The following is a 12,970-nucleotide window of genomic DNA, read 5'->3' as shown; positions in this document are numbered from 1 at the left end:
CTCAACCTTCAACGCTTACCCCTAAAAGATAGGCTTTCAGAAGCAATTATACAAGTTTTGAGCTAATACTGATAAGTCATCAACCTGCCTTGCAACCTTTACGGGATAAGCATTAGCGTCAATTGTTTATGGGGCTGTCCTAGATAAGTAAAATTATTTAGGATAGCACTATGAGAAAGAGTAAACTAAGTTGGTATAAACAAAACAGACTCATCGAGTTATTTGTTGCCGGTTCTACCGCCAGAACAGCAGCAAGCTTAGTTAGTGTTAATAAAACGACAGCCAGTTATTACTTTCATAGGCTAAGACTGCTTATTTACGAGAATAGCCAAGACCCTGGTCTATTTGAAGGCGAAATCGAAGTAGACGAGTCATACTTTGGTGGCACTCGTAAAGGCAAGCGAGGGCGAGGTGCTGGTAGCAAAGTGCCCGTGTTTGGCCTATTAAAGCGTAATGGCAAGGTCTACGCTTGTATTATACCCAATGCTAAAGCAGATACTTTGATCCCCATCATAAGAGAAAAAGTGAAGCCTGATAGCATTGTTTATACTGACTCATTTAAAAGCTATAACGCATTAGATGTCAGTGAGTTTACTCATTATCGTATCAACCACTCTAAAACCTTTGTTAATGACAAGAATCATATTAACGGTATAGAGAACTTCTGGAACCAAGCTAAACGGCATCTACGTAAGTTTAACGGGGTCCCAAAAGAGCATTTTCACCTCTATTTAAAGGAATGTGAGTGGCGTTTTAATCACAGTGACCCAAAGTCGCAATTACTACAATTAAAACAATGGGTTAAACAGGGTTTGAGCTAGTTATCTAGGACAGCCCCTTGTTTATTCAAATATTGTAGCTTGAGCTAGTGATTTGAGCTCTCAAGCAGTTGAGTGGCAGCTTGTGCATCAACCGGACGGCCGAGCCAATATCCTTGTCCATATAAGCAGCCCATCTTACGCAGCTGCTCATAGTGTTGCTCCGTTTCTATGCCCTCAGCGACAGCTTGCATATCCAAAGCAAGCGCTAAGTCTAATATCGCCTGCACAATAGCTTGCTGAGTTGGATTTGAGTCAAGCTCAGAGACAAAGCTTTTATCAATCTTGATGAAGTCAAAAGGGTACTGTTGTAAATAACTCAAAGAGGCGTAGCCGGTACCAAAGTCATCTAGCGCAAGACAAACCTTGAGTGCTTTGAGCTCGGTGAGGCGCTGCTTTATATTATCATTGCTAGGCAGCAGCGATGATTCAGTCATCTCTATATGCAGACGATACGGAGCGATATGATAACGAGCTAATAACTGGCTAATGATTTTGTTAAAGTCAGGATGACTAAATTCGGTAGCATCAGCATTGATGCAAATATGCTGGGTACATTGCATGCCTTGCCATTGAACTAACAGCTGCGCGGCTTGCTCTGATAACTGAGAAAATAGCGCAAAGGAGAGACCATAACTGATGATATCAGCGATAAAGTCTTTGGGTTTTAAAACCCCGCGAGTTGGATGTTGCCAGCGAACTAAAGCCTCAAACCCCACAATAGATTTGGTCGCTAGATTGAATTTTGGCTGATAGTATGCGACGAATTGATTATCAGCAATAGCTTGGGCAAGTAGCTGCTTTTGATCGGGTAGACTTGCTGAGGGCTTGTTATTGACATAAAGATTATCTGTCTTATCTTCACCTAGCAAGTATTCTGATCGCGGCTCTTTGACTTGGTTGCAGGTAGGGTCTTGTAGCGTACCAATATAAAAAACCTTATTGTCGATGGTAGACTGTTGAAAAACGATAAGGTAATCTAAAACTTGATGGTCTTTATTGGGTAAGGTAAAGGTTTTTTTGTAGCTATTATGATTTGCTAGATGGCTAGCCAAGTCTTTTAAAATCTCAGGCTTATGTTTTGTGAGGCACTGAGTGATAAAAGTGCCAAAAGGATAGCCAATAAGCAGATTTTCACGGTAGCCGGTGAGTCTTTCATAGGCACTATTCATCGATACATAGCGCTTGTCCGCGTCCAAAATAAAGACAGCCTGATCTCGCTGCTGATAATAGTTAGTGAGCAGATGTTGTTTGGACATGACTGAGAGAGGCTCAAAAGGCGTCATGGCGAATCTCGTAATAAAAACATTAGGCTGTGTACCAATTAGTGGTGTCAAACAACCATTATAAACGAAAAGGTTTATAAAAATGTTGCTGTAGACTGAACGAACTATTGTTTTATAGTGCTTGACTTATCCTTGTTTAAAAGTGCTAGTCTATACCGTTAAGGCTCAGCGGACTAAGCCTGAGACAAAGCTGATTGTGACAGAGCATATAAAGTAGACAGCGCGACGACGGGCGCAGTTTCAGTACGCAGTACGCGCTCGCCGATTTGCCAAGGCAAAAACCCGACTTGCTCTGCTTGCTGGCATTCTTCGACGCTTAATCCTCCCTCAGGGCCTATGAGGAGCTGCAGATAAGGATTTGGTATCGCTAATACTTCTTTGAGCGCAGCTGGCATCAAAGGCTGATCGGCGGCAGGTACGCTCAATTGCAAACGCAAATCCACGGGGCGCTTAAGTTTCTGATAATACTCATCTTGGCTTAGAGTAGAGAGGTTGGCGCTGACTGCTGATGACAAGGATGATGATGACATATCTGCTGCATCCATACTATTGTCAGCCTCGTTTTGCGTTAACCACTGCTGAATGGGCAAAGGAGCTAAGATTAGTGGCACGCGATTCAAGCCACATTGCTCACAGGCGGCAATAGCAATTTGCTGCCAGTGCGCAAGCTTTTTCTCGACTTGCGCCGGCTTGAGGGTGACTTCGCCATGCTGGCTGCTGAGCAGTTGAATCGCGGTTACCCCAAGCTCTGTTGATTTTTGGATTGCATAATCCATACGCTCTCCGCGGCTCATAACTAAGCCGATCTTAGTCGTCACGGGGGCTACGCGATCGATATCATGATAAGCGAGTAGGGTAGCTGTCGCTTGTTTTTTGCTAATGGTTTGTAGCTCGACTTGATATTCGCCGCCAAAACCGTCGAACAGTATACCTTGATCGCCGATATTGGCTCGCAGTACGCGGCACCAATGGTGAGCGATGGCCGCAGTCAGCTCAAGGCTTTGGCCTATGGCTATGCTGCTAAGCTTTGGATATTCATTGTTATTAGTGGCATAAAAAAAACGTCGCACGCTAAAGAGTTCCTATCAGGATAAAATACGATAAAAAGACCAACCAAAAAAAACTGGCACTCCAAGAGTACCAGTAATTATACTTGCTTAAGCTAATATAGCAATGAGCGACTTTATCTATAGCTTTATACGCTAGCTGATTCAGAGCTCAAGGTTTTAGAGCTCAAATCATTAGAAACCAACTCATCAGAGACGAGACCTAAAGCCTCAACCAAGCGCTTATTTGGCTCAACCTTGTTCATACTATAAAAATGCATCGCCGGTACGCCCTCGGCAATCAAGCGCTCACAGAGACGGTAGACAACATCAAAACCAAACTCGCGAATGGCTTTGCGATCATCGCCGAAGTCAGCTAGCTGGCGGCGCACATAACGCGGGATATCAGCGCCGCAGCTGTCGGCAAAGCGTATCAGATTGCTCGAGTTGGTAATCGGCATAATACCGGCGACTAAGGGCTGCGCTACGGTATCAATACCGCGCTGCTCAAGCGCGTCACGTAGGTGCAAGTAGCTATCCGCGTTATAAAAGAACTGCGTAATCGCCGTATCAGCGCCCGCTTTATACTTATTGACTAAGTTGTCAATATCGAATAAGAAGCTTTTGGCTTGCGGGTGCATTTCAGGGTATGCGGCGACTTCGATATGAAAATGATCAGCCGAGTGCTCGCGGATAAACTTGACTAAATCCAAAGCAAACGGCAGCTCACCCATACCGACTTGACCTGAAGGTAAGTCGCCACGTAGCGCCACCAGACGGCTGATACCTAAAGCTTTATAAAGATCTAGCAGCTCAGCAATCTCTGCCTTGTCATCACCGATACAAGAGATGTGCGGAGCCACTGGCGTATCACTGCGCTCAAGTAATGCCTGTACGATACTCAAAGTACGATCACGAGTCGAGCCGCCAGCGCCATAGGTCACTGAAAAATACGTTGGTGACAACTGATTGAGCTCATCAAAGGTAGTGAGCAGCTTCTCATGTCCCTGCTCAGTTTTGGCCGGGAAGAACTCAAAGGAGAAAGCAGGCTTACTCATAGTCACATTCCTTAGTCATTACTATCAGATTTAGTATTTGTATTCTTCAGGCTTAAACGGCCCTTCGACAGGTACACCTAAGTACTGCGCTTGTTTCTCGGTCAGCTTAGTCAGCGTACCGTTGAAGCCCGCTACCATCGCTGCTGCGACTTCTTCGTCAAGCTTTTTGGGCAATACTTTGACATATAAGTTATCAAAACGCTCATCAACGGGCAGATCAGCGAATTTTTCATCGAATAAATACATCTGCGCGAGTACCTGATTGGCAAATGAGCCGTCCATTACTCTCGATGGGTGACCGGTTGCGTTACCTAAGTTGACCAAGCGGCCTTCAGCGAGCAAGATCAAATAATCATTCTCATCGTCTGAGCGGAAGATTTGATGGACTTGCGGCTTAACCTCACTCCAGCGCCAGTTATCACGCATGAACTGAGTATCGATTTCGGTATCGAAGTGACCGATGTTACAGACGACCGCACCAGGCTTCAATGCCGCTAGCATGTGCTTGTCACAAACATGATAGTTACCGGTAGTGGTAACAATTAGATCGGTATCTTGTAGTAGACGCGTGTTGATGCTGTCGCTACCACCAGTATTATCGCCATTGATATAAGGTGATAATACCTCATAGCCATCCATACAAGCCTGCATGGCACAGATAGGATCAACTTCTGATACTCGTACGATCATGCCTTCTTGACGTAAGCTTTGTGCTGAGCCTTTACCGACATCACCATAACCGATGACTAGAGCGCGACGACCAGCTAAGAACATATCAGTGGCGCGTTTGATAGCATCGTTTAAGCTATGGCGGCAGCCGTATTTATTGTCGTTCTTAGATTTCGTGACCGCGTCGTTGACGTTGATGGCCGGTACTTTGAGCTCGCCTTTATTCAGCATCTCAACCAAACGGTGCACACCCGTGGTGGTCTCTTCAGAGATACCATGGATAATATCGAGCATTTGCGGATAGTCATTGTGAACAAGGGCGGTCAAATCGCCGCCATCATCTAAGATTAAGTTGGCATCCCAAAGCTGGCCTGATTCTTCGCCGCCAACGTGGATTTGCTGACGCAAGCACCATTCGTACTCCTCTTCAGTCTCGCCTTTCCAAGCGAACACTGGGATACCAGCTGCGGCAATAGCGGCGGCGGCATGGTCTTGGGTTGAGAAGATATTACAAGAGGTCCAGCGTACTTCGGCACCAAGCGCGGTTAGCGTCTCGATAAGTACAGCAGTCTGGATTGTCATGTGAATACAGCCGGCGATTTTAGCGCCTTTTAGCGGCTGATCCGCTTCGTAGCGGCGACGCAGACCCATTAGGGCTGGCATCTCAGCTTCAGCAAGGGTGATCTCGCGGCGACCATAATCAGCAAGGCTGATGTCAGCGACTTTATAGTCAGTAAAAGAGGGATCGATCGTATGGGCAGAGGGAATGTTAGACACTGCGTCCATAATATGCTCCTATCGTTGATAATGATAAAAAGAATAAAAACGCAGGTGCCGTTATTTGCGCTGTGAGCGACCAAAACGATGGACTCTCGACAGTTAACCGAGCCTAACATAACCTGTGATTGCATAACTATAGAATATTAATGCAGTAAATCACTATTATGGCGCAACACCTCTCGGGAGGGTTATTGTAATAGATGCGATGCAGCTTGTCACCTTTTGCTTGATATAAATAGTAAGCGTTTGGAGTATTTACTCATACAAAAAAAGGCCATCCAGTGATAGCCTTTATTATTGATAATCTAAGTTTTAATCGGTGCTAAAAAAGCTTAATACCAGTTATAGGTTAGTGAGGTGAAATAACTAGTCCCATCGGTGGCATATTCATTACCGAATTGACTGGCGAGGGTATAGTCTTCATCAGTGAGATTATCTATACGCAAATTAGCTCGCAGATTGGGATTAATATAAACACTACTACTTAGATTGACTAAGGTATAGCTATCTAACTTATTTTGATTGGCGACATCCGAAAACCTATCATCAGTGTGCTTAGCTTCAAGACGTAAATCGAAGCTAGGCTGCTGATAACCGACATAGATTAAACCACTATTCTTGGGGCGGTAGACGAGCTTATTGCCTTTATTAACACTGCCTGAGGTATCATTCTCTGCTTTTAGGTAATCATAGCCTAACCCAAAAATGAAATCATCAACCTGCCAATCTGATGTCAGGCTCAGCCCCTTGATTTTTGCTTCAGCAGTATTGGTGTTGCCACCAATTAAATCTTCAACGTCAGTGTGATATCCCGTCAAACGAGAGACTTGATTGCCTTTATTGTACTCCACAAATACCTCAGTATTTTTACTGGTTTCAGGCTTTAACTCTGGGTTGCTATAGCCAGGGTAGTATAAGTCGTTAAAGGTTGGGGCGCGAAATCCAGTAGAGTAGCTTGCACCAATACGCATGCCATCTAGTGGACGAATAGCGGCGCCTATATTATAAGTACTTTCATTACCGTATTGTGAATTATCATCTACGCGGTAGTTGGCTTGCAGATCGTAATAAGTGTCTGATAATTGGTAACCCACAAACGCGCTTTTGACGGTTCTGTCATCAGGGTTGTAAGCAGTCTGAACGGGAGGATTGGTTTCAGGGTAAGGAGGATAAACCAAGACGTCTGAGGCATCTAATTTTTGCGATAACCATTCTGCGCCAACGATAACTGTGCCGGGCTGTGCGTTGATGCTAGTCTCTAAGCGTGCCTGCTCTTGTGTGCTGTTAAACTCGCTTCCTTCATTATAGTCAATGGAGTTTGCATCATAAGAGGTGAGTTTGTCGATACTTTGACCGTAGCTCAGTTTAGTAGCAGTTAATGGCGTTTGATACTCAATAAAAGCATTAGCGCTGCCGTTTTTTTGATCTGAATGAGTATCAGGGAAAGCATCTCCCCCTGAATCATACTCAGTTGTAGAGTCTGAGTATAAACCGCTGACTCCTGCACTTAACGCATCAGTAAATCGGTGCTGTAATACTAGACTTGCATTAGTAGACTCAAAGCCATCGTCATCATTGTTATAATCATAAGAATCTGAGTTGGCAATCGCATTAAAACCATCCGTTTCATTGCGACTGACACCCAAGCTCAATGAGGAAGTATCGTTTTTGAGCTGACCGGTTATACCCACTTGATAATGATTGTTACTGCCATAACCTGCGCTAGTAGAAATATTGGACTGCTCTACGTTATTACCTTTAGTAAAGATTTGAATTACACCGCCCATAGCGTCTGAGCCGTAGACACTAGAACCTGAAGCGCCATATAAGATCTCAATACGATCGATTTGATCGATAGGCAGTAGATTTAATGAAGGAGTGCCGGTCGAGATAGAGCTATAGCGGACACCGTCGATGATTACTAGAACTTGCTTACTATCAAACCCGCGCATATAAAAATTACTAATCGTTCCCATCCCGCCGCTTTGAGAAATATTAATACCAGATTGACTCTTAAGCACATCAACGACGGTTTGACCTTGATAGCGCTGCAACTGCTCATTATCAATCACCCGTGTCTGCGCAACCACATTGCTTGTTTTAGTCGGTGTACGCGTCGCAGTGACCACGATCTCGTCAAGCTCAACCTGTGGCAACGAGTCATCGCTAATTGGGTTGGTAGGCGCTGCGGTAGCACTCATAGCGCATAAACCGAGTGCGCTCAAAATACAAAGTCGTAGATAAGAGGCGGGAGGAGCTAAAAACAGCATAGTGTTTTCCAAAATTATCAAATCAAAAGGGAGCCGAAAAAATACCAATCACAAAGAAATGGTTAAAAATTATAAAAGTTAAATAAAGGCTTGAAAGAAACAGAACAATGCTGGCGCTGCTAAAAAAGCAGTGCCTTTATAAAGCGTTTATTATTGCTGAATTATAACGGTTTGCAAGCGTTTTTAAGCCAATAATTATTCAGTATAAGCTGAGTGCTGCTCATTTTGATAAGTAAGCAAATGAACTAAGATAAGTCTGGCCACGAACTGGCAGGCGAGTTTTTTTATTAACTGAATCGAGGTGTTTGTAGCTGACAAAGTAATGTGCCTAAAAAAAGGTAAACATAAATACTTCAGTAATAAATAATTGTTATCATAGCAAGGGTTTCATGCTGTAGTGTTTTAACTACTTTATACCCACTCAAGTTTATACTCACTCAAAATCAGCTTACCGAGCCCAATAACTAAATGATGAGGTCCGTTTTGTCTATCGCGCGTCACAAAGAGTCAGTCACAGCACCGACACTGTCACTCAAGATCTTCACGATGATTACGCTACTGCTAGCGACACTGTTAGGAGTACCATCGGCGCCTGCATTCGCAGCAGAGCCAAATGCTTTGGGCGTCGGCAGTAATAATGCTAGTGAGGATAGTGAGGGTAGCGCTCGTGCCCCAATACCAGATTCTTTTGGGCGCGATACCCCTAGACAAACGGTACAAAGCTTTATCAATGCTTTGAGCGATAATGATTATTTACTGGCGAGTAATTATCTGAATTTGTCCAAATCAGATAACCCAACGCCTATCGTTCGCCAGTTTAAGCAGGCTTTAGATGCAGGAGGGCGTTTTCAGCCTGATTTGCAAATCAATAATACGCCAGAGGGCAACCTTGCCGATCAGCTGCCGTCCAATCAAGAAAAAGTCGGTAACATCAATATCAACGATAAGAATGTCTCGCTCATACTAGAGCGAGTCGTCGCTGAAAATGGTAAGCAGTACTGGCAGTTCTCTAGCGGTACGCTAAGCTTAGTGCCAGATGTGATTGAAAACACGGAACCGACGCTCATCTCTCGCTATACCATGGAGAGCTTAGAGGACGAAAAGTTATTCGGCTATCAGTTGGCAGATTTGGTGGCTGCTATCATGCTAGCTTTGGGTAGCTTTTTAGTCACTTATATCGCAGTATGGCTCTGCTACCACTTTTTGCGTATCGCTTATCCTCGAGTGCGCGGTCAGCCTTTACCGCTACCAGATAAAATTATTCTGCCGCTTTCAGTCGTCATCATGGCATTGATACTCTCTGAGGTCATGGTCTACTCGGGAGTGTCTGTGACGCTGCGTGAGCCAATCAATCGCTTCACGGATATTGCTTCTTGGGTCGCGGTGACTTGGCTGCTGCTACGTATGGTAGATGTGATATTTACTCGCGCCGTCAATCTAAGCTATAAAAAGAACTACATTGAGCGCGTCTCTATTCTAGGTCTGATGCGTAAGTTAACCAAAGCGCTGCTGCTTATCTTTGCCGTAATTGTCATCTTTGGTAATTTGGGCTTTGATCTGACTACGGGTATTGCTGCTCTAGGTGTCGGTGGTCTAGCTTTAGCACTTGGTGCGCAAAAGACTATTGAAAACTTGGTCGGTAGTGTCGTGGTGGTCGCGGACTCGCCGGTACGCATAGGCGACTATTGTAAGTTTGGTACTTATGAGGGGACTGTTATCGATATCGGTATTCGCTCTTCTCGCGTGCGTACTTTAACCCGAACGATTGTCACTGTACCTAATGGCGACTTTTCTTCCATGCAAATTGAAAACTTTACCTCGCGTGATATGTTCCAGTTTTTGCATAATTTATATATTAAACGCAGTGCCGATATCAATGAGATCTTTGAGATGGTCAACGATTTAGATACGCTACTCAAAGAGCATGAACTGACCAACAAAGAATGGAATCAGGCTAATATCTTGGAGCTGCGTCAAGACTGTTATGTTATCCAGCTACGAGCTTATATCAATGCCTTCGATACGATTGAGTTTTATGGCAAGCAAGATACCTTATTAGTCGATGTATTGAGCAAAGTCAAAGACTACAAAGTGGAGCACGCACTACCCACGCAGCAGTTACTTGTCAATCAAGGTGATTTCGATAGCCATTCAGAGCCTAAGACTGCTGATGCTATCTCTGATGAGCAAACTGACACTACTGACAATGGCTCAGCGGACGAAGTAAGCAGGCAAGCTGTAATTGCTCAGAAGGATAGCGATGCGCAGTTTGCCGAGACATCGGCTCAGGCAGATAGCTCTGATAGTAGTCAGATGGATAGCAAAACAGATAGTCGCAAGAGGGCGACAAAAGAGAAAAAAGCAGCAAAGCTGGCCAAAGATAAAGTCAGTAATCCCAATAAGTCTAAGCAAATTACCACACTGAGACTGGCCAAACGCCACTTTGAGCGCACTAAAAAAAGCTTCAATATCTCTATCTGGAATCAGCCTTGGAACAAGCATTAACTCTCATTACTTATGCACAAAACGGCGATGAAATAAGAGATTATAGCTACGTTACCGGCACTTATACCGGCATCGCTTCTTTATCTTTTAGCCCGCCATAGTATGCCCACAGCAATAAGCTTGCGGCGCTAAGATAAGGCGACCAAGATTGCGTTGCTACTTTGAGCTGTTTTGGAGTAGGGCGCTCGGGCAACTCTAGCAGTGCCATGGCAGCGACTCGAATCGCTAAGTCATCGACAGCCAAGATATCAGCGCGGCCCAAAGAGAAGAGTAAATACATCTCAGCGGTCCAGCGCCCTATACCGGTAACTGCAGTCAAAGTGGCAATGACCTCGCCATCACTCATTGTTGTGAGTGCCTGATAGTCAATATCATGATCTACCAAAGAGCGCACATAGCGGATTTTTTGTCTGGAGAGTCCTTGCGCTCTTAAGTCCTCATCATCGGCTTGTATAAGCGTCTTTGGCGTTATTAGGTTTGCATCCACCAACCTTTGCCAAATACTACTAGCCGCTGCCACAGATAATTGTTGCCCGACTATCGCTCGTAGTAAGGCTGCAAACCCGCCTTCATTACGCCGTAAACTTGGCACACCGACTTGTTCATAAACAGGCGCAAACCTGGGTTCTAATTCGATAAGCGCTTGAATATGTGTTTTTAGCTCAGCTGAGCTATCAAGGGTAGTCATGCTCATAATGGGCGCTCCTAATTATAAACGAGCTGTAAATTATCCATAAACCAGTCACAAAAAAGGACCGCGTTAGGCAGTCCTCTATTAACATACTTATACTTTATTCACTATCTGCTTTAGGTTTCTTTAGTAGTACTAAAACCGCACCGTTACCGCCATCTTTTGGCGGCGCCGAACAAAACGCTAGCACTTCTGGAAGCTGACGTAACCAACCATTAACGCAAGTCTTTAAGATAGCCTCAGAGCCTTTACCATGGACAATTTTTACCATGGTTTCGTTATTTCGCTTAGCTTGCACCAGTAACTGAGTCATGGCTTCGCGCGCCTCTTCGATGGTGCAGCCGTGGATATCTACCGCGTCATACCAACGAAGCTTACCTTGCTTAAGCTGAGTGAAGACTTTGTTTTGTAGCGTTGGCTGCTTATAAGAGAGATAAGCTTCGCTCGCAACTGGGTTCAATAGCGCTTGCATATCTGATAGGCCAGTACTTAGATCACCGTCTTCGTTGCCTTGCGCAGCAGCACGTTTCGACAAGGTCGCCGCGTCAGGTTTGCCGGCTTTATTCGCTTTGACTGGTGAGCGTACATTTTTGTCTTCTAGTTGCTGAACACCATGCATCGCTTGCATAAACAGCACTTTATCATCGTCGACATGCTCGCTGTCCATTTGTTTAACGGTCTTTTTGACTTGCTTTTGCGTTGGCAAAGCGACAGGCTCAGTGGGCTTTTGATTTTCGCCTTCAGGGCTATTGGTATCACGGCCTTTACTGAGTTGTCCTTTGAGCTCTTTGAGCTGATCTTGCATTTCTTTTGAAAATAGAGAGTTTGCCATAATAAGTATAAGTCTGTTTTGTTGATAAAATAAATAAGGAAGCTTTTAAGCTGCAGTGCTCTCACAGCGCTATAAGTAGGTGTACTTTACGCTTGTGTATTGACGCTCGCAAGTAAGGATTGTAACGCTTGTCCTGGATGATCGGTTTTCATAAACTGCTCACCGATTAAGAAGTGCTGAATACCTTGCGCTAGCATCAGCTCGATATCATTGTTGCTATGAATACCGCTCTCAGTAACGATAAGGGGCTCTATAGCCGAATCATCGTCAGCTAAGGTTTTAATCAGACTATCTTTAAGCTTTAGGGTGTTTTGTAGGTCCACCTCAAAAGTATTTAGATCGCGGTTATTAATACCATAGATATTGTGCTTGGAGCGTGGCAGTTGTAGCGCGCGCTCAAGCTCATCACTCGTATGAACTTCTATCAGCACATCCATACCCAGCTCAAGGCTTAGCGCGTGTAGCTGACCAGCTTGCGCATCGTCAAGACAAGCCATAATCAATAAGATACAATCCGCGCCCAGCAAGTACGACTCATAGATTTGATAGATATCAATCATAAAGTCTTTGCGTAATACCGGCAGACTTGCCGCATTATAAGCTTGCAATAAGTACTGATCATCGCCTTGAAAATAGTCACGATCGGTCAGGACGGATAGACAACTAGCGCCGGCCTGCTCGTATTGCTGGGCAAATAAAGCGGGCGAGAAATTATGATTGATAATCCCTTTAGAAGGCGAGGCTCGTTTGATCTCAGCGATAATCCCGATGTCGGCTGCGCGTAAAGCATTGGCAAAGCCGCGGCGAGGCTGCGTGTCCTTTTCAGCTTTGGCTTGTAGCTGTGCTAGTGAGCGCTGTTTTTTGGCGGCAGCTACCTCTAGCTGTTTGGTGGCGACAATGCGCTGTAACACTGAGGGAATGTTGCTATCGGTTGTGGTACTTGCAGTCATGGTGATATCCATAATTAGGGATAATAATTAAAACGATAGATAAGAGCGATTGAGTAGGAGCTAAA

10 protein-coding genes are annotated in these 12,970 nt (G+C 44.7%); 2 read left to right on the top strand and 8 right to left on the bottom strand.

Going from position 1 to position 12,970, the window contains the following annotated elements; all coding sequences use genetic code 11:
• The first annotated feature begins 170 nt into the window (after nt 1–170).
• The gene (locus AAEY83_RS02620) at nt 171–821 is read left to right on the top strand and encodes an IS1595-like element ISPssp3 family transposase (protein ID WP_025646611.1); all 651 of its coding nucleotides are present in this window, start codon (nt 171–173) and stop codon (nt 819–821) included.
• A 44-nt stretch (nt 822–865) separates the two neighbouring features.
• Here the strand turns inward: AAEY83_RS02620 and AAEY83_RS02615 are convergent, their stop codons facing one another.
• From AAEY83_RS02615 to AAEY83_RS02595, 5 genes are all read right to left on the bottom strand, one after another.
• Nucleotides 866–2,104, bottom strand: coding sequence for an EAL domain-containing protein (locus AAEY83_RS02615; RefSeq protein ID WP_025646612.1), 1,239 nt, complete (start codon nt 2,102–2,104; stop codon nt 866–868).
• Between the two features lie 173 nt (nt 2,105–2,277).
• Nucleotides 2,278–3,174: a 16S rRNA (uracil(1498)-N(3))-methyltransferase gene (locus AAEY83_RS02610; RefSeq protein ID WP_025646613.1), complete on the bottom strand. Its 897-nt coding sequence runs from the start codon at nt 3,172–3,174 to the stop codon at nt 2,278–2,280.
• Nucleotides 3,175–3,299: 125 nt separating this feature from the next.
• Entirely contained in the window at nt 3,300–4,208 is a 909-nt protein-coding gene (metF, locus tag AAEY83_RS02605) for a methylenetetrahydrofolate reductase [NAD(P)H] (RefSeq protein ID WP_025646614.1), read from the bottom strand.
• 30 nt (nt 4,209–4,238) lie between these two features.
• Complete coding sequence (ahcY, locus tag AAEY83_RS02600; protein ID WP_037059511.1) at nt 4,239–5,663, bottom strand: adenosylhomocysteinase; 1,425 nt, start codon at nt 5,661–5,663, stop codon at nt 4,239–4,241.
• Nucleotides 5,664–5,989: 326 nt separating this feature from the next.
• Nucleotides 5,990–7,858 carry a TonB-dependent receptor gene (locus tag AAEY83_RS02595; protein WP_227501938.1) on the bottom strand — a complete coding sequence of 623 codons (1,869 nt, stop codon included), beginning with the start codon at nt 7,856–7,858 and terminating at the stop codon, nt 5,990–5,992.
• 552 nt (nt 7,859–8,410) lie between these two features.
• On the opposite strand from AAEY83_RS02595, the gene AAEY83_RS02590 reads away from it, so the two are divergent.
• Complete coding sequence (locus tag AAEY83_RS02590; RefSeq protein WP_227501939.1) at nt 8,411–10,432, top strand: mechanosensitive ion channel family protein; 2,022 nt, start codon at nt 8,411–8,413, stop codon at nt 10,430–10,432.
• Nucleotides 10,433–10,493: 61 nt separating this feature from the next.
• On the opposite strand, the gene AAEY83_RS02585 is transcribed toward AAEY83_RS02590, so the two are convergent.
• The 3 genes from AAEY83_RS02585 to trpC all read right to left on the bottom strand — a co-directional run bounded on the left by AAEY83_RS02585 (nt 10,494) and on the right by trpC (nt 12,905).
• Nucleotides 10,494–11,126, bottom strand: coding sequence for a DNA-3-methyladenine glycosylase family protein (locus tag AAEY83_RS02585; RefSeq protein ID WP_025646618.1), 633 nt, complete (start codon nt 11,124–11,126; stop codon nt 10,494–10,496).
• Nucleotides 11,127–11,223: 97 nt separating this feature from the next.
• Nucleotides 11,224–11,955 (bottom strand): Smr/MutS family protein, encoded by a 732-nt coding sequence (locus AAEY83_RS02580; RefSeq protein ID WP_025646619.1) that lies wholly within the window; start codon nt 11,953–11,955, stop codon nt 11,224–11,226.
• 86 nt (nt 11,956–12,041) lie between these two features.
• Complete coding sequence (gene trpC / locus AAEY83_RS02575) at nt 12,042–12,905, bottom strand: indole-3-glycerol phosphate synthase TrpC (RefSeq protein ID WP_025646620.1); 864 nt, start codon at nt 12,903–12,905, stop codon at nt 12,042–12,044.
• Between the last annotated feature and the right edge of the window lie 65 nt (nt 12,906–12,970).

The organism is Psychrobacter sp. TB20-MNA-CIBAN-0197 (assembly GCF_040309765.1).
Classification (GTDB): domain Bacteria; phylum Pseudomonadota; class Gammaproteobacteria; order Pseudomonadales; family Moraxellaceae; genus Psychrobacter; species Psychrobacter submarinus.
This window is presented reverse-complemented; position numbering and strand designations above follow the sequence as displayed.

Excerpts from the sequence above, each read along its gene's own strand:
- AAEY83_RS02585 (WP_025646618.1), bottom strand. The coding sequence starts at position 11,126 with ATGAGCATGACTACCCTTGATAGCTCAGCTGAGCTAAAAACACATATT.
- AAEY83_RS02580 (WP_025646619.1), bottom strand. The coding sequence starts at position 11,955 with ATGGCAAACTCTCTATTTTCAAAAGAAATGCAAGATCAGCTCAAAGAG.
- AAEY83_RS02615 (WP_025646612.1), bottom strand. The coding sequence starts at position 2,104 with ATGACGCCTTTTGAGCCTCTCTCAGTCATGTCCAAACAACATCTGCTC.
- AAEY83_RS02595 (WP_227501938.1), bottom strand. The coding sequence starts at position 7,858 with ATGAGTGCTACCGCAGCGCCTACCAACCCAATTAGCGATGACTCGTTG.
- metF (WP_025646614.1), bottom strand. The coding sequence starts at position 4,208 with ATGAGTAAGCCTGCTTTCTCCTTTGAGTTCTTCCCGGCCAAAACTGAG.
- AAEY83_RS02620 (WP_025646611.1), top strand. The coding sequence starts at position 171 with ATGAGAAAGAGTAAACTAAGTTGGTATAAACAAAACAGACTCATCGAG.
- trpC (WP_025646620.1), bottom strand. The coding sequence starts at position 12,905 with ATGACTGCAAGTACCACAACCGATAGCAACATTCCCTCAGTGTTACAG.
- ahcY (WP_037059511.1), bottom strand. The coding sequence starts at position 5,663 with ATGGACGCAGTGTCTAACATTCCCTCTGCCCATACGATCGATCCCTCT.